A 20891-nucleotide genomic window follows, 5' to 3' on the forward strand; every position below is an offset into this window, starting at 1 on the left:
TACCCGAGTAGCACCGGGCCCGTGAAATCCGGTGTGAATCTGTCGGGACCACCCGATAAGCCTGAATACTCCCTGGTGACCGATAGCGGACTAGTACCGTGAGGGAAAGGTGAAAAGTACCCCGGGAGGGGAGTGAAATAGTACCTGAAACCGTGCGCTTACAATCCGTCAGAGCCTTCGAGCAGCTTGCTGCTGGGGGTGATGGCGTGCCTTTTGAAGAATGAGCCTGCGAGTTAGTGGCATGTCGCGAGGTTAACCCGTGTGGGGTAGTCGTAGCGAAAGCGAGTCCGAATAGGGCGTCTGTAGTGGCATGTTCTAGACCCGAAGCGGAGTGATCTACCCATGGCCAGGGTGAAGCGATGGTAAGACGTCGTGGAGGCCCGAACCCACTTAGGTTGAAAACTGAGGGGATGAGTTGTGGGTAGGGGTGAAAGGCCAATCAAACTCCGTGATAGCTGGTTCTCCCCGAAATGCATTTAGGTGCAGCGTCGCGTGTTTCTCACCGGAGGTAGAGCTACTGGATGGTCTAGGGGGCCCACAAGCTTACCGAAATCAGCCAAACTCCGAATGCCGGTGAGTGAGAGCGCGGCAGTGAGACTGCGGGGGATAAGCTTCGTAGTCGAGAGGGAAACAGCCCAGATCGCCGGCTAAGGCCCCTAAGCGTGTACTAAGTGGAAAAGGATGTGGGATCGCTGAGACAACCAGGAGGTTGGCTTAGAAGCAGCCACCCTTGAAAGAGTGCGTAATAGCTCACTGGTCAAGTGGTTCTGCGCCGACAATGTAGCGGGGCTCAAGTACACCGCCGAAGCCGCGGCACTCACATGAACCCGCTGGGTCTCCACGGAGATTCAGCCAGGTGTGTGGGTGGGTAGGGGAGCGTCGTGCAGCCGTAGAAGCGCCGGAGTGATCCAGGTGTGGAGGCTGCGCGAGTGAGAATGCAGGCATGAGTAGCGAAAGACGAGTGAGAAACTCGTCCGCCGGATGACCAAGGGTTCCTGGGCCAGGTTAATCCGCCCAGGGTGAGTCGGGACCTAAGGCGAGGCCGACAGGCGTAGTCGATGGACAACGGGTTGATATTCCCGTACCCGTGTATCCGCGCCCAATGGCGAATCAGTTGTGCTAACCGTCCAAAAGGTTGGTCGTCTCCTTCGGGAGTCGACGAACTGGCTGCACGGGACCCTGATTGTAGTAGTCAAGCGATGGGGTGACGCAGGAAGGTAGCTGGGCCAGGTGATGGAATACCTGGTGTAAGCCGGTAGGGCGTGACATAGGCAAATCCGTGTCACATACAGCCTGAGAGGTGATGCGTACCCGTTGAGGGGAATTCAGTGATCCTATGCTGCCGAGAAAAGCCTCTAGTGAGTTGGTACACGGCCCGTACCCCAAACCGACACAGGTGGTCAGGTAGAGAATACCGAGGCGATCGAGAGAACTGTGGTTAAGGAACTCGGCAAAATGCCCCCGTAACTTCGGGAGAAGGGGGACCACGCCCGGTGACGATCCTAGCGGTCCGAGCTGGGGGTGGTCGCAGAGACCAGAGAGAAGCGACTGTTTACTAAAAACACAGGTCCGTGCGAAGTCGTAAGACGATGTATACGGACTGACGCCTGCCCGGTGCTGGAAGGTTAAGAGGACCGGTTAGCCATTTCGGTGGCGAAGCTGAGAATTTAAGCCCCAGTAAACGGCGGTGGTAACTATAACCATCCTAAGGTAGCGAAATTCCTTGTCGGGTAAGTTCCGACCTGCACGAATGGCGTAACGACTTCTCTGCTGTCTCGACCACAGACTCGGCGAAATTGCATTACGAGTAAAGATGCTCGTTACGCGCGGCAGGACGAAAAGACCCCGGGACCTTCACTATAGCTTGGTATTGGTGTTCGGTTCGGTTTGTGTAGGATAGGTGGGAGACTGTGAAGCTCATACGCCAGTATGGGTGGAGTCGTTGTTGAAATACCACTCTGATCGTATTGGACCTCTAACCTCGGACCATGATCTGGTTCAGGGACAGTGCCTGGTGGGTAGTTTAACTGGGGCGGTTGCCTCCCAAAATGTAACGGAGGCGCCCAAAGGTTCCCTCAGCCTGGTTGGCAATCAGGTGTCGAGTGCAAGTGCACAAGGGAGCTTGACTGTGAGACTGACAGGTCGAGCAGGGACGAAAGTCGGGACTAGTGATCCGGCACCGGCATGTGGAAGCGGTGTCGCTCAACGGATAAAAGGTACCCCGGGGATAACAGGCTGATCTTCCCCAAGAGTCCATATCGACGGGATGGTTTGGCACCTCGATGTCGGCTCGTCGCATCCTGGGGCTGGAGTAGGTCCCAAGGGTTGGGCTGTTCGCCCATTAAAGCGGCACGCGAGCTGGGTTTAGAACGTCGTGAGACAGTTCGGTCTCTATCCGCCGCGCGCGTTAGAAACTTGAGGAAGGCTGTCCCTAGTACGAGAGGACCGGGACGGACGAACCTCTGGTGTGCCAGTTGTCCCGCCAGGGGCATGGCTGGTTGGCTACGTTCGGAAGGGATAACCGCTGAAAGCATCTAAGCGGGAAGCCTGTTCCAAGATGAGGTTTCTCACCCCCTCGAGGGGGTAAGGCCCCCGGCAGACCACCGGGTTGATAGGCCGGAACTGGAAGCCCAGCAATGGGTGGAGGTGACCGGTACTAATAGGCCGAGGACTTACCACGAAGATGTTACGCGTCCACTGTGCGGTATCTGAAACAACACACACATCAGATACCGGAAATCCCCCTGCGGGAGAACCGAATCCGATGCGTGGAATATTGTTTCATAGAGTTACGGCGGCCATAGCGACAGGGAAACGCCCGGTCCCATTCCGAACCCGGAAGCTAAGCCTGTCTGCGCCGATGGTACTGCACTCGACAGGGTGTGGGAGAGTAGGACACCGCCGAACACCCGTTCCGAAAGGGGACCCACACTGTGGGTCCCCTTTCGTGTTTTCGTATGCAGAAAATGTCCCGGCCCAACGGTTTTCGAGAACCGTCACGAGCTGCTTCCCGGTCCGCAGACGAACCGGGAAGCAGTCGAAGTATCAGGGGCGCGGCGCCTTCGGACGCGCGACCGGCCGCGGCAGAGCACGCGTCAGACGCGGAGCCCAACCGTGCGACGGCCAACGCTTGAGACCCAGCCGGTCGGGCGTGACGCGAGTGTTGACGAACTTGCCCTCGAGCTCTTCGTCGGCCTCCCCGACGAACCGGTAGAGGATCGTGCCGCCGTTGTCCTCCGTGCGAGCCGCCGCCTCCCATCCGGTGGCGCGATAGACCGCCCGGACGATGTTGTCTGCGACGACGATGATCGGCAGGCCGTCGATCCCACGCGCTGCCGACCCGGCCGGCCACGGCTTGGACGCGAGTTCGCGCACCGCCGCCGGCGACGCCTTCTTCGCCTCGTTGACCCGCAGCACGACGCACGGCGTCGGCAGTTCGGGAGCGGGCGAGGCCGAGTACTGACGAACGAGCTCGGCGATCGGGATGGCGGCGCGGTCGGCTTCCGACTCCTCGGTTGCGCCCGCCAGGTTGGTGAGTACGCATTCGCCGCGGTGCGGTTCGGTCAGTCCGAGCGCCGCGATGACCGCTTCGGCCGTCACTGCGGCGGTGTGGTCGGCGTCGGTCTTCGGGTTCAGCGCGTCGGCGACGACGAAGTGCTCCACCGCGTAGCCGGACTCGTAGACGGTTCGGATGCGCCGCAGAGCCGCCTCGGTCTCGGGGGTGGCCAGCGGTGTCTTCTCGCCGGCCTCGGTCAGCTTCGAGGTCTCTCCGAGCGCCGTCCAGACCAGGGTGAAGATGCGATTTCCGCGTCCGGCGCCGACATAGAAGATGCTCCGGTCGCGAGGGTCGAGCAGGGCGTAGACGTAGGCGCCGAGCTGGTCGCAGATGTTCTTCGGAAGCAGTTTCGGGCTGGGGGCGCGGTCCTCGACATGGTTCACGAGGGCACGCAGGACGGTCAGGCGCAGCGCCACGGGGACCTTCCCGGCGGACCCGCCGAACAGTTCGCGGTTGGCTGCATCCACGGAACCGAAGGTGCGTCCGATGTGACGGCTGAGGGCGCCGAGCGCGTGGGTGAACTCCGCAAGTCTCTGGCGTGGATCGTCCGCTGTATCCGGCAACTCGTTGCTGGTCAGGAACATCTGGATCTCGGGAGATTCCAGCAGAGTTTGGGCAATGTTCGGAGGAACTGTCCACACTGTGCGCATAGAGCGACTCTAGGCCACACACAAGATTGGCGAGTCGCTCCGCGCAGGCGCCGCGCCGCCGAATCCGGAGGAAGAACCCGAGGAGAACCCGAGCCGGATAAGCTCGCGTGCCATGACAGCGGTGCGGACCCGTTCCCGTTCTCGATTGTTGCGGGACACCGCGTCGTCCGCGCAGGTCGAAGCACTTCTCATCATCGCCGTCGCGACCATCCTCGTCACCCGTCTGTACCTGCACCTGACGGGCTATCCGCAGGTCGGCGGGTCGGTCCTGCATATCGCTCACGTGCTGTGGGGCGGTCTGCTCATGGTCGCCGCGTTGATGGTCTCGTTGACCTTCATCGGCCGGGCGCCCGACCGCATCGCGGTGCTGCTCGGAGGAATCGGGTTCGGCCTGTTCCTCGACGAGGTCGGCAAGTTCGTCACGAAGACCAACGACTACTTCTACCGACCCTCGGTGGCGATCATGTACGTGGTGGTCGTGCTGCTGCTCGTCGTCAATCGAGCGGTGCACCTCCGTCGCGGGCCGTCGCCCGACGAGTATCTCGCCAACGCCGCGCTCACGGCGACGGACGGGCTCACCCACGGCCTGACCCCGACCGACCGCGACCAGGCGCGAGTGCAGCTCGAACGCGCACGTGAGGGTGGAGTCGACCCCGAGGTCGTCGAACAGATCGATCTCCTGCTCGCCCGGTGCCGGGAGGTACCGTCGCGCTTCTCGTGGGTGGCGCTCCGGCTGCCGGAGCGACTGCGGGGTGAACGCAGTGTCCGCGTCGCGGCAGCCCTGCTCACCATTTTCTCCGTCGGCATTCTCCTCAATGCAGCCGCCACTTTGGAGGAGGATCTCGCCGCCCGGACGAGCAACGTGGTGACCGTGATCCAGCTCGTCGGCTCCGGCGTCACCGTCCTGCTGTGCGTGGTGGGATCGGTGGGCTTGTGGCGCCGGCGAAGGTGGGCGATCCGTGCACTCCGGACGGCCGCGTTGATCACCGTCTTCTTCGTCGACGTGCTGGAGTTCGCCGTCCAGGAGTTCGGGGCGCTGCTCAACGTCGCCGTGGGCGCCGCCGCGCTGTCGGTGTTCTCACACCACCTGCGGCAGATGTCCCGGCACGAGGCGCTGCCGGACACGGCGTGAGCAGATGAGCCCGCCGCAACCGTGTGGTGGACGAATCACGGCACCGCTGCCCACCGTGTGCGCTTCGTCGCATACCGTATAGACCGTGAGCACCCCAGCCTCTGACGCCACCGGTTCCGCGTCGACGTGGCCCGCGCTACTCACGTGGCGTGCGGCCGATGTGTCTCGGATGGAGTCGGTACGAGTACAGCTCTCCGGCCGCCGTATCAAGGCGTCCGGTCGCATCGTGGGTGCGGAGAGCACCGACCATCCGGCCTTCAGCGCGTCGTACGACCTGGTGACGGACGAGAACGGTGTCACCCGCCGATTGTCGGTGCGCACCACCCTCGCTTCGGGTGAGCGGCACATGTCCCTCACCCGGTCCGAAGAGGGCATCTGGATGTCCGACAACGGCATCGACCATCAGCGGTCCACCTTCGGTGGGGCACTCGACGTCGATGTGGTGTTCAGTCCGTTCTTCAACGCCCTGCCCATCCGCCGGCACGACCTGCAGGCCGGAGCCGACGACGTGGAGGTGCCCGTCGTCTACGTCAACCTCATCGATCTCAGCATCGAGGAGGCCACGGTCGTCTACAGCAGTGCGTCCGACGGCATCCACGTGCTGTCGCCGCGTTCTTCGTCGTCGGTGACCGTCGACGAGGACGGCTTCGTCCTCGAGTACCGAGGACTCGCCTCCCGCATCTAGGGCTGTCCCGACGCCTCCACCGCCATGGCCACGGCGAACGCGGCCGATTCGGCAGGGTGGCTGCCGTGCCCGTGCGTGCCGCCGGTGAGGCCGACGATCTGGAGTCCGACCGGCGACGACCCACCGTCCGGGGCCGGCACCGAGACGGCCGGGACACCGAGGACGCTGAACGGGATGCACATCTGCAGCAGCGGTGCGCGCAGCTCGACGGGATCGCTCGTCAGCGGCGCCGAACGCACGCCGGTGGTGACGGTGATCAGCGCGTCGAGCTTGTCCACGGTGCGGAGGCGGTGCACGACGTCGTGACGCAGTCGCGCGACCGCCCGGGCCGCGTGGATGTACTCGTAGGCCGGCCGGTCGCGTTGCGCGGCGAGCAGAGCGGCCGTCGGAGGCTGGTAGCGGTCGGGATCGGCTTCGAACCAGGAGCGATGTGTCTCGTACGCTTCCGATCCGGTGACCACGGGATACAGCTCGAGCATCTCGTCGGTCTCGGGCAGTTCCACGTCGACGACGCGGGCGCCCAGATCCGTGAGGGTGCGGCACGCCGTCTCGACGGCCTCGTCGAAGACGGACGACAGATCCCAGATGCCACCCCGCAGGCGTCCGATGCGCAGTTCGGAGACCGGGGTGCGCAGGTGCGCGATGCCCGGCACGGCGCCCCACGCGAGCGAGGCGTCCAGGGCATCGGCGGCGAGCAGACCGACATGGTCGAAGGTCGTCGACAGCGGGAACACGCCCTGCTCGGGAAGAGCACCGAAGCCCGGCTTGAATCCGACGATCCCGCACAGCGCCGCCGGGGTGCGGACGCTGCAGCCGGTGTCGGTTCCCAGCGCGACGGGCACGACGCCCCTCGCGACCAGCACTGCGGAGCCCGACGACGAACCACCGCTGATCAGATCCGGGTTGTGGGGGTGGGAGGCCGCTCCGGACGCATTGATCAACCCGGTGGGCCCGTAGGCGAACTCGTGGAGGTGGGTCTTCGCCACCACGATGGCTCCGGCTTCGCGGAGCTTCTCGATGACACGAGCGTCGCGCCGGGCCGGGGAAGCGTCGGCGAGGACCGCGCTGCCGCAGCGGGTGGGGAACCCGGCGACGTCGATGTTGTCCTTCACCGCGACCGCGACGCCGTGCAGGGGGCCGATCCAGTTCCCGGCGGCGATCTGCTCGTCGGCGAGGGCTGCGGCTTCGAGCGCTGCTTCGTCGTTGCGGGCGGCGACGGCGTTCTCCCAGGGGGTCCCGGCGAGGGCGTCGAGTTCGGCGAGAACCGAGCGGACGTGCTCGGTCGGGGTCGTCTTGCCGGTGGTCAGTGCCGAGGCGATGTCGCGGAGGTTCATCGCGTCCACACCCCACCGCGTCGTCCGGCCTCGCGGAACGCCTCGACCCAGCCGTCGTCGCCGGGCTGCGTGCCGACGATGGGATTGCGACGACGCTGTTCGTAGCGGGTCCGCGCCGCATGACCGGCGCGGGTGAGTTCGGAGGTGCTGCGGTCGGCCAGCTGCTCCCGGGCCGTCCCCAGCACCTCGAGCGTCTCGTCCAGCGCGACCAGCAGGGCCTCGGCGTTGCCCTCACACATCGCATCCACCAGGGCCGGTGCCGTCGCCGCGACCCGCGTGCCGTCCCGGAACGAGCCGGCAGCGAGACCGAGCGCGAGATCGCCACCTCCGGCGCCCGACAGGGCCAATGCTTCGGCAAGGAGATGGGGGAGGTGGGAGACCCGCGCGACCGCCGCGTCGTGCTCCCGGGACTCGGCGGGCACGACGACGGAGCCACAGTCGAGCGCGAGGTCGGCGACCTGCCGCCACACCTCGGGATCGGTGCCGTCGTCGACGGTCACCACCCACACCGCATCGCGGAACAGGTCGGCGGTCCCAGCGGTCCAGCCGGACTCCGCCGTACCCGCCATGGGGTGTCCACCCACGAAACGTCGCGACAGGCCGTGAGCGGCGACGACAGCGGCCACTTCCGCCTTGATGCTCACCACGTCGGTGAGTGCGACGTCGGGGGCGTGCTCGGCCACCGCCTCGAGGATGCTGCCCACCGCCGGCATCGGCACCGCGATCACCACCAGGGCGTCGGTGTCGGCGGCGCGACGCAGCGTGGCCGAGAGGTCGGTGGACGCGTCGAAGCCGTCGGCGACGGCGGCCTCCACGGCCTGCGACGACCTGTTGTAACCCCACGCCTGCCTTCCGGTCGCCGCGGCGGCACGCAGCAGCGAACCACCGATCAGACCGAGGCCGAGGACACAGACGGGCGGGGAAGAGACGGCTGAGGACACCTCATCAGGTTGGCATATCCCGTGCTGGGCTTCATTCACCGGACGTGGCCGACTACCGTTGCGCCCATGGCTGCACAGCGTGTAGGGAACAAGAGCCCTTCCGTGACCCAGAGCGGGAACACCGCCGGGAATTCGAGCGACGACCTCGACGGCTTCGCCGTCGCCGTGACGCGGGAGGAAGGTCGTTGGAAGTGCCGGGCGTTGTCCGGTGCCGCACTGACGAGTCTCGATACCGCAGTGACCGAGTTGCGGGAGCTGAGAAGCTCCGGCGCAGTGTTCGGTCTGCTGAACGTGGACGACGAGTTCTTCATCATCGTGCGTCCCGCACCTGCGGGAACGAGGTTGCTGCTGTCCGACGCGACGATGGCCGTCGACTACGACATCGCCGCCGACGTCCTCGATGCGCTGAACATCGAGATCCCCGACATCGATCCCGACGAACTCGACGACGTCGAGCCGTGGGAGGAGGGCGACCTCGGCATCCTGGCCGACATGGGCCTGCCCGAGCCGGTGCTCTCGGTGATCCTGTCGGAGACCGACCTGTATCCCGACGAGCAGCTCGACGAGATCGCGCAGCGGCTCGGTTTCGACGACGTCCTGGGTAACACCCTGGACAAGCTCCGTTAGATGGGGCTGCGCGACGACGAGGCATTGATCCGGGTCGCGCTGGAGGCCGCCGCTGCCGCGCCCGCCGGTGATGTACCGGTGGGCGCGGTGGTGTTCGGGCCGGACGGCACCGAGATCGCGCGGGCGGCGAACTCCCGCGAGGCCACCGGCGACCCCACCGCGCACGCCGAGGTGCTCGCCCTGCGCGCGGCAGCGCAGGTCTACGGCGACGGATGGCGTCTCGAGGGCGCAACCCTCGCCGTGACCCTCGAGCCCTGCACGATGTGCGCGGGTGCGCTGGTGCTCTCCCGGGTGTCGCGGGTGGTCTTCGGGGCGTGGGAACCGAAGACGGGTGCCGTCGGGTCGCTGTGGGACGTGGTGCGCGACCGGCGCCTCACACACCGCCCCGAAGTGCGCGGCGGTGTGCTCGAAGCGGAGTGCGCGTCGGTGCTCGAAGCGTTCTTCCGGGAACACCGAGGTCCAGCAGCGGAGCTGTGACCAGGCGATTTCGGGATGAGGCATGCAATCCGCTAGAGTCGTCAGCGGTGGCGTGACCGAGCGGCCGAAGGAGCGCGCCTCGAAAGCGCGTGACGGGTAACCCCCGTCCGTGGGTTCAAATCCCACCGCCACCGCCAGAAGCCCCTCACCTGTTCAGGCAGGTGAGGGGCTTTTCTCATGTCTGGAGGTCGACGCCGGGAGCTCCGAATCATTCGCTACGGCTTTTGCCATCCGCTGCGGCAATTGCGGTAGCGGATAGCGAAAGCTGTAGCGAATGACTGGGAGAGGCGACGAGGTGCGCCTGAGGGAGTGTGGGTCGGGCTGCCTGCGTCCGCCCAGGTCTTCCGATAGGTTCGCGCCTGCATGCTCGCAATCGGAAGGGGGAACAGTGGCTCGCGCCAGCTCGACGCTCGTCGGACCTGCCGAATCCGACGTCCCACCGGCCGTTCTCGTGCACGGGGTGCTGGCTTGGGGAGACGACGAGACCTACGGATTCGGTCGGCAACGGCCCTTGGGGGCGTCACGTCGGCTGATCCTGATGGACCGTCGCGGGCACGGTAACTCGCCGGATCTCGACGGGGCCCATCGCACCGACTACGAGGTGGATGCCGCCGACATCGTCGAACTGCTCGGTGACGGTGCCCATCTCGTCGGACATTCGTACGGTGCGGTCGCAGCGATGCTCGCGGCGGCGGAACGGCCGGACCTGGTGCGTTCGTTGTGCCTGATCCAGCCCGGGTGCCTGAAGGTCGCGGAGAGCGAACCGGTCGTCGCCGAGAACCTCGCCCGCGCCCGCGCGTCCCAGGCAGCGCTCCCGCCCGAGCTCACTGCGGAGGACTATCTGCGTCTCACCACGGAGAGCGTCGGCATGCCACCGGCGGAACCCACCCCGAAGCGGCTACGCGCAGCGGCGACGTCGATGCGGGAGAGGCCTTGCTGGGACGCCGACATCCCCCTCGAGCCGCTCGCGGCGGCGCCGTGGCCGAAGCTCGTCGTCATCGGTGACTGGGCGGGCGCACCCGACGAGTACAAGCGACTGGCGGGAGATCCGCTGACGATCACGGCGCGGGTCGTCGCAAACCGGATCGATGGAGAACTACTCGAGGTTCCCGGCTTCTACCCGCACGTCCAGCAGCCGGAAACTGTCAACGAGGCGCTCGACGAACTGTGGAGCCGGACCGACGCCCGTTGACGAGAGGTCGGCCGACAGCGTCGGCGACCATCACGGCGAACATCCACAACCCCGCCGCGACGCCGGCGACCGCTGCAACGGCCGAGGCTGCGAAACCGCCCGCCAGACCGACGATTCCGATCACCAGCATTCCCCAGCCCATGACCCGGAACATCGCGCGGCCGAAGGCCCGTGCGAACGGAACGAAATGCGCACCGACGACACAGACCACCCACGCGACCGTCAGTTCCGAACGATCGAGCGACGCGAGAAGACGTGCGCCACCGACGATCAGCACGACCATGGCCACGACCGACACGAAGTAGATCGTCGACGCCTGCTTCGAGGGCGGCTCCAACTGCTCGAAACTCCGCGGCCGAACGAGCACGGCCCACGCGAAAACAACGATGGCGCAGACCCACCCGGCCGCGACGATCCAGACCCACGGTGTTCCCAGAGCGGCACCGTTCACGAGCATGAAGGCCGACGCACCACCCGCGCCGATCAACGCTCCCCACACCTCGGGACGATAGGTCGCTCGGTAACCCCTCGCCGTTCCCGGTCCGAATCGCTCCGCAGGCGGTGTCGTGCGCATCCAGCTCCCCCAACTCCGAGTCGACCACCGATCCGCCTGTGGACGCTAGCGGATGGGTGGCCGGTCGTCGTCAGAGTTCGCGCCAACTCCCGTCGTTCATGTCGTGTCCGTGCGCGGCCATCAACATGAGGCCACCGTCGACGGGGATCGAGCGCCCCGTCAGGTACGACGAGCGTGGGGACGCGAGGAAGGCGACGACGGAGGCGACCTCGTTGACGTGCCCGGGACGTCCGGTGGGGTTGCCCGGTCGCTCCTCGTGGAAAGCCTCGGATTCGTCCATGCCGGTCATGGGCGTGGAAATCTCACCGGGAGCCACCGAGTTGACCGTGATGCCGTAGCGGGCCCATTCGAGGGCGAGGCACTGCGTGAGCATGCCGAGCCCGGCCTTCGCCGTGCAGTAGGCGGAGGCCCCGTAGCGGGGGATGTGTTCGTGGACGCTCGTGATGTTGACGATGCGTCCACCGCGACCGGAGTCGATCATGTGTCGCGCGGCGCGCTGGGAGCACAGGAACGGGCCGTCGAGGTCGGTGGAGAGCATCTCCCGCCACCGTTCGAAGGACAGGTCGAGCACCTCGTCGCGGTGTCCGGTGCCGGCGTTGTTGACGAGCACCCCGAGACCGCCGAGTTTCCCGGCGAGTTCGTCGATCACGTCGGCGGTGTCCGGGCTGGTCAGGTCCTGCCGGGCCACGAAACATCGCTGTCCGCGCTGTTCGACCGCGGCACGGGTGTCCTCGGCCCCGGCCTCGTCGGTGTGGAAGGTGATGCCGACGTCGAACCCCTCGGCGGCGAGCAGTTCGGCGGTCGCCTTGCCCATGCCGGAGTCGGCGCCGGTGACGATGGCGAGTCTGTCGTGAGCTGGAGTGGTCATGCGTCGTGGTTACCCATGAGCGCCCGCGGCACACTGCGAACCCACGGCAGACTGGGGCCCATGCGTCTGCTGCTGCTCGCCGACACCCACGTACCGACGCGCGCCCGCGACCTGCCGCCGCAGGTGTGGGACGAGGTGGATCGTGCGGACGTGGTGATCCACGCGGGCGACTGGATGGACGTGGCGCTGCTCGACGCGCTGGAAGAGCGGTCCCGGCAGCTGGTCGCGTGCTGGGGCAACAACGACGGTCCGCTCCTGCGGGAACGGCTGCCGGAGGTCGCGCGGGTGACCCTCGACGGTGTGCGCGTCGCGGTGGTGCACGAGACCGGGGCGTCGACCGGGCGCGACAAGCGGATGGCCGCGGCCTACTCCGACACCGACGTCCTCGTCTTCGGCCACTCGCACATCCCCTGGGACACGACCGCGCCGAGCGGGTTGCGCCTGCTCAACCCGGGTTCACCCACCGACCGGCGTCGGCAGCCGTACTGCACCTACATGACCGCGACGATCGACGCCGGCGTGCTCCGCGACGTCGAACTGCATCGGCTTCCGAAGAAGGGCTGACACCGGGACGCTCAGCCCAGCCGGTCGGCAAGGATTGTGGCACCCGGCCCGGTCAGCTCGCGCGCGATCCCTCGTCGTCCCGCCATGGTCATGAGCACTGCTTCTCCCGGACCTGCGGCTTCGGGACCCCGTCCCCGCGACCAGCCGAGGTCGGTCGTGACGAGCCGCACGCCGCGGGCCTTCCAGAATCCACGCAGAGGTAACGCGGTGACGGCGAACGGCAACGCGACACGCAGACGCTCGGCAGGCACCGTGCGGGCGAGGCCGAGTGGTCGTCGGATGTCCTGGTGGTGGATGAGGGCGTCGACGAGACCGACGCGACCACCCAGCGCTGCGGTGGATCCCTGCGGATCGAGGTGGTTCCGCAGAAACCGGACGAGTTCGTCGGGTCCGAGGTCCGCATAGTCGGCGAGTGCGGCCTCGTTGAGTTTCCACGGGCGGAATCGGGTGGCCGCCAGTCGTCGCACCAGGTCGCGAGGTCCGTGCTCCTCGTAGCTGATCATGTGGGCGACGACGTCCCGCACCGTCCACCCCTCACAGAGGCTCGGGTGTTCCCACTGTTCCGGCGACAGTGTCTCCAGGAGATCGGCGAGGTCGGCGCGCTCGTCGTGGGCCATCGCCAGGACGGACCCGGTCATGGCCACAAGGTAGGCGATTCGAGGGAGGTTGTGTTCGGTTTCTCGCGAACGGGCGCACACAACCTCCCCGAACTCAGTCGCCCGGGCCGATCAGTTTCCGCACGACCTTCAGGAGTTCGTCGACGTCCTCGGGCGGCGTCGTGCTCGTCTCACCCGACATGGCGGCGCCGTAGTAGAGGCCGTCGCCGATGAGCGCGACCGCGCGTGCTGCCGCGGGATCGGTGACCTCCTCCGCCAGGGCGTCGAACCAGCCCTGGTGGATGTGGCGCAGCGCCTGCTGGGCGCGCGGGTTCGCGGTCTGGCTCAGGCGGGTCAGGGCGACGATGGCCCGGTCGATCGGGGTGTCGGCGAAGACCGAGGTGCGGATGTAGTACGCCGCCGGCCCTTCGGGAGCTGCACGCATGCGTTCGACGTCCTCGGCGCCGAGCGCTTCGACGTGCTCGGCGAGACCTTCGACCAGAGCATCCTTCGACGGGAAGTGGTAGAGCAGGCCACCTTTCGAGACGCCGGCGGCCGCGGCGACGGCCTCGAGGGTCGCGGCCCGTTCGCCCTGCTCGAGCAGGATCGTCACGAAGGCGTCGAGAAGTTTGGCGCGGGCGGCTGGGGCGGGTGGCACGGCCCGATCGTACGACGTCGTTACTGTACCGTCCAGCTGGTACAGTAACGAGGGTTCGATTCCTCTCTCGCGAAAGTTCGATATCCGTGGCGACATCTGTGCCTGTTTCGGAACCCATCGTGAGGAAGGCGGCTCCTCGGGACTGGGTCGCCCTCGCGGTGCTCATGCTCCCCGTGCTGCTCGTGTCGGTGGACAACACCGTCCTTGCGTTCGCGCTGCCCGGGATCTCGTCCGCACTGCAGCCCACCGCCGCACAACAGCTGTGGATCATCGACATCTATCCGCTGGTGCTCGCGGGCCTGCTGGTGGCGATGGGCAGCCTCGGCGACCGCATCGGACGGCGCCGGTTGCTGCTCATCGGCGCGACCGGCTTCGCCGCCGTCTCGGTGGCCGCGGCCTATGCGCCCTCCGCGGAACTGCTCGTGACGGCACGCGGCGTGCTCGGCTTCTTCGGGGCCATGCTCATGCCGTCGACGCTGTCGTTGCTGCGCAACATCTTCCTCGACGCCGGCCAACGTCGCCTCGCCATCGCGATCTGGGCCTCGTGCTTCGCAGCGGGTGCCGCGCTGGGGCCGATCGTGGGCGGGTTCCTCCTCGAACATGCCTGGTGGGGTTCGGTCTTCCTGCTGGCGGTGCCGGTACTGATTCCGCTGCTCGTGCTCGCGCCGATGTTCGTTCCCGAGTCGAAGGACCCGAATCCGGGCCGCATCGACGTCGTCAGTATCGCACTGTCGATGCTGGCCCTCGCCCCGATCGTCTTCGCTGTCAAGAAGATCGCCGACAGCGGCATCGGTGCCGTCGTCATCGTCCCGGCCGTGGTCGGGGTGGTCGCGCTCGTCGCCTTCGTGCGCCGGCAGCTGCGTCGCCCGAATCCGATGCTCGACGTCCGTCTGTTTCGCGTACCCACCTTCTCCGGTGCCGTCGCGGTGAACCTGCTGTCCGTCGTCTCCCTCGTGGGCTTCCTGTTCTTCGTGTCCCAGCATCTGCAACTCGTGATCGGACAGAGCCCGATGGAGGCCGGACTGAGCCTGGTCCCGGGACTGGCGGTGATGGTCGTGGCCGGGATGTCGGTGGTCGTGCTCGTGCGGTGGGTGCAGCCGTCGTCGATCATCGTCTGCGCGCTCCTGCTCTCGGCGACCGGCTACGCGCTGGTGTTCCTGCTGGCCTCACCGTCGGCGCTCGCACCGATCATCGTGGCGTTCGCGGTGCTCGGCGCGGGTATCGGAGCGGCGGAGACGTTGTCGAACGACCTCATCGTCTCCAGCGTCCCGCCGGCGAAGGCCGGTGCCGCGTCGGCGGTGTCGGAGACGGCCTACGAGATGGGTGCCGTGCTCGGTACGGCGATCCTCGGGTCGGTGCTCTCCGCGTCCTACAGCGCGCACCTGCTGCTCCCTGCCGGGCTGAGCTCGGAGCAGGCGCAGGCCGCCCGCGAGACACTCGGTGGTGCCCACGCCGTGGCCGAGACCCTGCCCGTCGACCGGGCCGACGCGTTGCTCGCTGCCGCGGGATCGGCGTTCGACAGCGGCGTCACCATCACCTCGGGGATCGGCGTGGTGCTCATGATCGCCTCCGCCGGAATCGCGTGGTTCACGCTGCGCCCGTGCCGTGACGTAGCACCCCACACGGAATCCGAGATCGTTTAAATTTGCAGAATGCGGAAACTGGTGTGGGCGCTCGTCGCCGTCGTGGTCGTGGCGCTGCTCGGCTTCTTCGTTGCCCCATGGGTCTACGGGACGTTCATCGCCGAGGACGACGCACCTGCCGCGTCCGTCTCGACCGAGGGTGCCGAAGCCGCGACCGGCGAGCTCGACGGGGAGTGGACCGTCGTCGAGGGTGCCGAACCCAACCGCACCGCCGCCGGTTACACCGTGCACGAGATCCTGCGTGGTGCCGACGTCACCGTGGTCGGCAGCACCGATCAGGTCTCCGGTTCGGCGACCGTCACCGACGGCACCCTCGAGGCCGCCGAGGTCGTCGTGCAGGTCGAGGGCATCACCACCGACAGCGGCCAGCGCGACAACCAGTTCCGCACCCGGGTCATGGACACCGCGACGCACCCGACGGCGACGTTCGCGCTCACCGAGCCGGTGGACCTGTCGACCCTGCCCGACGACGGTAGCATCGGTACCGTCACCGCGACCGGCACGCTCACTCTGCGCGGTGCCGAACGACCCGTGACCGTCGACGTCGACGTCCTGCGCACGGGCGAGCGACTCGTGGCGTCGGGCAGCATCCCCACCACCTGGACCGACTACGGCGTGGAGCCGCCGAACCTCGGATTCGTGACGGTCGACGGCGCGGGCAGCGTCGACTTCCTCGTCACGCTCGAGCAGAACTGACGTTCTCGGTCTCCTCCGCGTGGGTCTGCTTCGGCGCCCAGCCGGGCGGGCCGAAGGCGTAACCGAGCTTGTCGCGGAACGTCCCGGCCGTACGCCAGTCGCGGGCGATCGCCCGGTACTCGTGCGTCTGCAGGTCCCAGATGTTGTACGTGCCGACAGGCTTGGTGAGCCCGTAGGTGGGACGGTGGTCCTCGGCCTTGAAGGTGCCGAACATCCGGTCCCAGATGATGAGGATGCCGGCGTAGTTGCGGTCGAGATAGTCGGGATCGGAGCCGTGGTGCACCCGATGGTGCGACGGCGTGTTGAACACGAACTCGATCGGGCGGGGGAGCTTGCCGACCCGCTCGGTGTGCACGAAGAACTGGTAGACGAGGCTGACGGAGAAGCCGACGAAGACCATCCACGGCGGGATGCCGATCAGGGGGAGCGGCAGCCACATGATGATCTCGCCGCTGTTGTTCCACTTCTGGCGCAGCGCGGTCGCGTAGTTGAAGTACTCGCTCGAGTGGTGCGCCTGGTGGGTCGCCCAGACCAGGCGGACACGGTGCGCCATCCGGTGGTACCAGTACCAGAGGACGTCGATGCCGACGAGCAGGATCACCCACGTGTACCAGGCGTCGGCGGGCAGGTGCCAGGGCGCGACGTAGACCCACAGGGCCGAGTATCCGACGAGGGCCAGTACCTTCCAGGCGGCGCTCGTGACGATGGAGACCAGACCCATCGAGATGCTCGCGCGCGCGTCCCGCTTCTCGTAGCCGCCGCGCGGCGGATGGGCGCGTCCGTCGGGGCCCGGTTCGACGTGTTCGAGGGTGCGGGCCGCGATCCATTCGAGGATCAGGAAGGTGAGGAAGGCGGGAATCGCCAGGGTCACCGGATCGTGGAGGGGGTCGAGCAGCGACCCCCACGATTCCTGCAGGGTTTCCCACATCGCAACGACCTCCGATAGCTGTGAACAACCGTCCACGTTACCGCTGGTGTGGCATGGATCACCAGAGCCCTGCCGTGCGACCCGGGTCGCGACTCGCGTCCGCACGATTCCGGGTGGTCCGGTATTGCTGGTAGGAATTGACCCGTCCCGTCGAGACGGGCCGGTCGACGACATCAGGCAGCGCGAGAGGCATGGCATGCACATCACCGCGAGGGTCGACTACGCCGTGCGGACCCTGCTCGAACTCGCGGCGATCGAGGACGGTCGCCTGACGAAGGCGGAGACCCTCGCGACGGCGCAGAACATCCCGCACAAATTCCTCGAGGCGGTTCTCGCCGACCTGCGTCGTGGCGGGCTGGTGAACAGCCGGCGGGGACCGGAGGGCGGTTACTGGCTCGCGCGACCCGCGGCCGAGATCTCCATCGCCGACATCATCCGCACGGTCGAGGGGCCGTTGGCGTCGGTGCGCGGCGAGCGGCCCGAGGACGTCGTCTACAGCGGGGCCGCCGAACGACTGCAGGACGTGTGGATCGCCGTGCGTGTGAACCTGCGCGCCGTGCTCGAAGAGGTGTCGCTCGCGGACGTCGTCACGGGAGGCCTCCCCGGTTTCGTGGAGGATCTCACGAAGGATCCGGGGGCCTGGGAGCGTCGCCGGGTGTGAAACCCGCGATAGGCCGGGATCGCCTGTGGGCGATGTCATAACTTTGCACAACTCTGCAAACTTACAGAGCTCTGCAAAATCGGTACCTTGGATGAAGTGACCATCACTCCCGGCCTGCGCGACCGCAAGAAGGCAGCCACTCGCGCGGCTCTCGCGACCGCCGCGGCCGAACTGGCCCGCGAACACGGTCTGTCCGCCGTGACGGCCGATGCGATCGCAGCGCGCGCGGACGTCTCGACCCGCACCTTCCACAACTACTTCGCCAGTAAGGAAGACGCCGTCCTCGCCTATCTCGAGACCCGGGTCGAGGAGTGGATCGACCTGCTGCGCGATCGTCCCGCCGACGAGGACATCATGGACTCGCTGCTCACGGTGGCCCTGGACGTCGTGCAGAACCCTGCCTGGCCGTTCGACGAAATCGTCGCGTGCATCACCCTGCTCGAGGAGAGCAATGTGCTGCTGTCCCGGCAGATCGAGGTCGAGCGGCGCTCGTCGCAGTTGCTCGTCGAGATCATCGCCGAACGCACCGGCACCGACCCCGACGCCGATCTGTATCCCTCGCTGCTGAACTACGCCGCCATGGGCGCCGTGCGCGCGGCCATGGAGACACACGCGACCGGGACGACGGACAGGTCGGTCGAAGAGCTGATCCGCGAGGCGTTCGACCAGCTCCGACGCGGATTCTCCTGACCCCGGACCTCTGCCCGTTCCGACCATCCGACCCCACCAGGATCTTCCGACATAGAAAGGGTGCCCCGTGGCGACCTACCTGTACCGGCTGGGCAAGTTCGCCCACAGACGGAAGGGCGCAGTGCTGTCCTTCTGGATCGCGCTGCTCGTGCTCTTCGGGGTCGGTGCAGCGACTCTGTCCGGGCCCACCACTGACGCGTTCACGCTTCCGGGCACCCCCGCGCAGAAGACCCAGGACCTCATGGCCGAGCGGTTCCCCTCGACCGAGGATCCGATGAACGGGCTCAGCGCGCGGTACGTCTTCGCCGCGCCCGACGGGCAGACGCTCGACGACCCGGGGAACCTGGCCGCCGTCGACGAGGTCCTCGCCGCAGTCCGTGGCATCGACCGCGTCTCACCGCCCGCCAAGGTCGATCCCGCCACCGCCTCGCCGGAGGAACAGGCCGGCGCACTGGTGAACCCGGTCCTCGCCGACGCCGGTCTCGTCGAACAGATGAAGGCCGTCGCCGCGCAGCAGGGCACCCCCGAAGAGACTGCGCTGTCCGACGCCCAGGCCCTGTCGCCGCTGAGCGCCGACCGCACCGTCGGCTTCGTCACCGTCCCGTTCGAGGGCGAGATCACCGACGTCGACCAGGCCCTGCGCGACCAGATCTTCGACGCCGCCGAGATCGGCCGTGACGCCGGCCTGACCGTCGAGGTCAGCGGTACGGCCGCCGCCGAGATGACCATGCCCGGTGGCACCGCCGAGCTCATCGGCATCGGCATCGCCGCCATCGTGCTCACCCTGACCTTCGGTTCGCTCGTCGCCGCCGGACTTCCGCTGATCACCGCACTCGTCGGTGTCGGCATCGGCAGCCTCGGCATCACCATCGCCACGGGCTTCGCCGACCTCAGCTCGATGACCCCGACGCTGGCGATCATGATCGGCCTGGCCGTGGCGATCGACTACTCCCTGTTCATCGTGTCCCGGTTCCGGCACGAACTCACCGCCACCTCGGATCGCGGCGAGGCCGCCGGACGCGCCGTGGGCACCGCCGGTTCCGCGGTCGTCTTCGCGGGCCTGACGGTCATCATCGCCCTCATGGCGCTGAGCGTCGTGGGCATCCCGTTCCTGTCGGTGATGGGTTACGCCGCCGCGTTCACGGTGCTCATGGCCGTGCTCATCGCCGTGTCGCTGCTGCCCGCCGTGCTCGGACTGTTCGGTGAGAAGGCCTTCGCCGGCCGGATCCCGTTCCTGAACAAGCGCGAGCACGGAGAGGACAACCCCGGCGCGGGTGCCAAGTTCGTGGGCGTCCTCACGCGCCGCCCGCTGATCCCGCTCGTCGGCGGCGTGGTCGTCCTCGGCGCTCTCGCCCTGCCTGCCACCGGCCTGCAGCTGGCGCTGCCCTCGGAGGCCACCGCGGATCCCGCCACCAGCGCCCGTAAGGCTTACGAACTGGTCGACGACGGCTTCGGTCCCGGCCGCAACGGTCCGCTGGTGGTCGTCGCCGACGCCCGCGACGCCGAGGTGGAGCCGCCGGTCGCCTTCGGCGCCGTGGTGGGGGCCCTGTACGAGCACGACGAGGTCGTCAACGCCCAGATCGTCGCGGTGAACGAGGCCGGCGACACCGCCCAGATCCTCGTCACCCCGCGCAGCGGCCCGACCGATCCCGCGACGATGGACCTCGTCCAGAGCATCCGCGACGGTGAGACCGAGCTGAACGAGGAGTTCGGCCTGTCCTACGGCGTGACCGGCCAGACCGCGCTCGAGGGCGACGTCTCCGACAGCCTCCAGAGCGCACTGGCTCCGTACCTCGCGGTCGTCGTCGGCCTCGCCTTCATCCTGCTGATGCTGGTGTTCCGCTCGATCCTGGTGCCGCTCACCGCGACCCTCGGCTTCCTGCTCAGCGTCCTGGCGACCTTCGGTGCCACCGTCGCGGTCTTCCAGGAGGGCTGGGGCGGCCTGATCGCCAACCCGCAGCCCATCGTGAGCTTCATGCCGATCATCCTCATCGGCGTCGTCTTCGGTCTCGCGATGGACTACCAGGTGTTCCTGGTGACGCGTATGCGTGAGGACTACGTGCACGGCGCGAGCGCACTCGAGGCCGTCCGCAGCGGTTTCGCGCACGGCGCCCGCGTGGTGAGCGCAGCGGCGATCATCATGATCTCGGTGTTCGCGGCGTTCATCGCCGAACCGGACTCGCTGATCAAGTCGATCGGTTTCGCACTCGCGGCGGCGGTCTTCTTCGACGCCTTCATCGTCCGCATGGTCATCATCCCGTCGGTGATGGCGCTGCTCGGCGACAAGGCGTGGTGGCTGCCGAAGTGGCTCGACCGGATCCTTCCGAACGTCGACGTCGAGGGCGAGAAGCTCACTCGCGAGCTCGGTGCCACCGAGCCCGCACCGGAATCCGCACGAGTATGACGAACCCCCGGGCGG

General features: G+C 67.1%; 19 protein-coding genes, 1 tRNA gene and 2 rRNA genes. 14 read left to right on the forward strand and 8 right to left on the reverse strand.

Annotated features, from left to right (window positions below; all coding sequences use genetic code 11):
• A 23S ribosomal RNA gene (locus ACNJ7K_RS17575) occupies positions 1–2680 on the forward strand; the annotation flags it as partial.
• Positions 2681–2790: 110 nt separating this feature from the next.
• Positions 2791–2907, forward strand: a 5S ribosomal RNA gene (rrf, locus tag ACNJ7K_RS17580).
• 138 nt (positions 2908–3045) lie between these two features.
• Here the strand turns inward: rrf and ACNJ7K_RS17585 are convergent.
• Entirely contained in the window at positions 3046–4206 is a 1161-nt protein-coding gene (locus ACNJ7K_RS17585) for a GIY-YIG nuclease family protein (protein ID WP_120281119.1), read from the reverse strand.
• Positions 4207–4318: 112 nt separating this feature from the next.
• Here ACNJ7K_RS17585 and ACNJ7K_RS17590 point away from each other — a divergent pair, with 112 nt between their 5' ends.
• Together ACNJ7K_RS17590 and ACNJ7K_RS17595 are read left to right on the forward strand one after the other, a co-directional pair.
• Entirely contained in the window at positions 4319–5338 is a 1020-nt protein-coding gene (locus ACNJ7K_RS17590) for a hypothetical protein (RefSeq protein ID WP_159416956.1), read from the forward strand.
• A gap of 85 nt (positions 5339–5423) precedes the next feature.
• The gene (locus ACNJ7K_RS17595) at positions 5424–6023 is read left to right on the forward strand and encodes a putative glycolipid-binding domain-containing protein (protein WP_080597685.1); all 600 of its coding nucleotides are present in this window, start codon (positions 5424–5426) and stop codon (positions 6021–6023) included.
• On the opposite strand, the gene ACNJ7K_RS17600 is transcribed toward ACNJ7K_RS17595, so the two are convergent.
• On the reverse strand, positions 6020–7366 hold the full coding sequence (locus ACNJ7K_RS17600; protein WP_016692928.1) for an amidase: 1347 nt from the start codon (positions 7364–7366) through the stop codon (positions 6020–6022). The two genes, ACNJ7K_RS17595 and ACNJ7K_RS17600, sit on opposite strands and share 4 nt — an antisense overlap.
• Positions 7354–8316: a prephenate dehydrogenase gene (locus ACNJ7K_RS17605; RefSeq protein ID WP_487042036.1), complete on the reverse strand. Its 963-nt coding sequence runs from the start codon at positions 8314–8316 to the stop codon at positions 7354–7356. The genes ACNJ7K_RS17600 and ACNJ7K_RS17605 overlap by 13 nt, the downstream gene beginning before the upstream one ends.
• A gap of 48 nt (positions 8317–8364) precedes the next feature.
• Between ACNJ7K_RS17605 and ACNJ7K_RS17610 the strand changes: the two genes are divergently transcribed.
• The 4 genes from ACNJ7K_RS17610 (at position 8365) to ACNJ7K_RS17625 (ending at position 10594) form a co-directional block, all read left to right on the forward strand.
• Positions 8365–8925 (forward strand): tRNA adenosine deaminase-associated protein, encoded by a 561-nt coding sequence (locus tag ACNJ7K_RS17610; RefSeq protein WP_487042006.1) that lies wholly within the window; start codon positions 8365–8367, stop codon positions 8923–8925.
• A complete protein-coding gene (locus ACNJ7K_RS17615) occupies positions 8926–9402 on the forward strand; it encodes a nucleoside deaminase (RefSeq protein WP_159416954.1) in 477 nt (158 codons plus the stop codon).
• A gap of 46 nt (positions 9403–9448) precedes the next feature.
• A tRNA-Ser gene (locus tag ACNJ7K_RS17620) sits at positions 9449–9539 on the forward strand.
• Positions 9540–9790: 251 nt separating this feature from the next.
• Complete coding sequence (locus ACNJ7K_RS17625) at positions 9791–10594, forward strand: alpha/beta fold hydrolase (RefSeq protein WP_159416953.1); 804 nt, start codon at positions 9791–9793, stop codon at positions 10592–10594.
• On the opposite strand, the gene ACNJ7K_RS17630 is transcribed toward ACNJ7K_RS17625, so the two are convergent.
• On the reverse strand, positions 10548–11168 hold the full coding sequence (locus ACNJ7K_RS17630; RefSeq protein WP_487042007.1) for a hypothetical protein: 621 nt from the start codon (positions 11166–11168) through the stop codon (positions 10548–10550). The two genes, ACNJ7K_RS17625 and ACNJ7K_RS17630, sit on opposite strands and share 47 nt — an antisense overlap.
• A gap of 70 nt (positions 11169–11238) precedes the next feature.
• Entirely contained in the window at positions 11239–12036 is a 798-nt protein-coding gene (locus ACNJ7K_RS17635; protein ID WP_159416951.1) for an SDR family oxidoreductase, read from the reverse strand.
• A gap of 60 nt (positions 12037–12096) precedes the next feature.
• On the opposite strand from ACNJ7K_RS17635, the gene ACNJ7K_RS17640 reads away from it, so the two are divergent.
• The gene (locus ACNJ7K_RS17640) at positions 12097–12600 is read left to right on the forward strand and encodes a metallophosphoesterase family protein (protein WP_159416950.1); all 504 of its coding nucleotides are present in this window, start codon (positions 12097–12099) and stop codon (positions 12598–12600) included.
• An 11-nt stretch (positions 12601–12611) separates the two neighbouring features.
• Here the strand turns inward: ACNJ7K_RS17640 and ACNJ7K_RS17645 are convergent, their stop codons facing one another.
• Complete coding sequence (locus ACNJ7K_RS17645; RefSeq protein ID WP_159416949.1) at positions 12612–13238, reverse strand: maleylpyruvate isomerase family mycothiol-dependent enzyme; 627 nt, start codon at positions 13236–13238, stop codon at positions 12612–12614.
• Positions 13239–13311: 73 nt separating this feature from the next.
• Positions 13312–13854, reverse strand: a complete 543-nt coding sequence (locus tag ACNJ7K_RS17650) for a TetR family transcriptional regulator (protein WP_487042008.1) — start codon at positions 13852–13854, stop codon at positions 13312–13314.
• A gap of 164 nt (positions 13855–14018) precedes the next feature.
• Here ACNJ7K_RS17650 and ACNJ7K_RS17655 point away from each other — a divergent pair, with 164 nt between their 5' ends.
• Positions 14019–15497, forward strand: coding sequence for an MFS transporter (locus ACNJ7K_RS17655; protein WP_225623798.1), 1479 nt, complete (start codon positions 14019–14021; stop codon positions 15495–15497).
• Between the two features lie 9 nt (positions 15498–15506).
• The gene (locus ACNJ7K_RS17660) at positions 15507–16193 is read left to right on the forward strand and encodes a YceI family protein (protein ID WP_159416946.1); all 687 of its coding nucleotides are present in this window, start codon (positions 15507–15509) and stop codon (positions 16191–16193) included.
• On the opposite strand, the gene ACNJ7K_RS17665 is transcribed toward ACNJ7K_RS17660, so the two are convergent.
• Positions 16174–17121: a sterol desaturase family protein gene (locus ACNJ7K_RS17665; protein WP_159416945.1), complete on the reverse strand. Its 948-nt coding sequence runs from the start codon at positions 17119–17121 to the stop codon at positions 16174–16176. The genes ACNJ7K_RS17660 and ACNJ7K_RS17665 overlap by 20 nt on opposite strands.
• 196 nt (positions 17122–17317) lie before the next feature.
• Here ACNJ7K_RS17665 and ACNJ7K_RS17670 point away from each other — a divergent pair, with 196 nt between their 5' ends.
• From ACNJ7K_RS17670 to ACNJ7K_RS17680, 3 genes are all read left to right on the forward strand, one after another.
• Positions 17318–17782 carry an RrF2 family transcriptional regulator gene (locus ACNJ7K_RS17670; RefSeq protein ID WP_159416944.1) on the forward strand — a complete coding sequence of 155 codons (465 nt, stop codon included), beginning with the start codon at positions 17318–17320 and terminating at the stop codon, positions 17780–17782.
• A 96-nt stretch (positions 17783–17878) separates the two neighbouring features.
• Positions 17879–18472: a TetR/AcrR family transcriptional regulator gene (locus tag ACNJ7K_RS17675; protein WP_159416943.1), complete on the forward strand. Its 594-nt coding sequence runs from the start codon at positions 17879–17881 to the stop codon at positions 18470–18472.
• Between the two features lie 67 nt (positions 18473–18539).
• A complete protein-coding gene (locus tag ACNJ7K_RS17680) occupies positions 18540–20876 on the forward strand; it encodes an MMPL family transporter (RefSeq protein WP_159416942.1) in 2337 nt (778 codons plus the stop codon).
• The last annotated feature ends 15 nt before the right edge of the window (positions 20877–20891 follow it).

This window comes from Rhodococcus shunpengi, from assembly GCF_048381395.1.
Lineage (GTDB): Bacteria > Actinomycetota > Actinomycetes > Mycobacteriales > Mycobacteriaceae > Rhodococcus.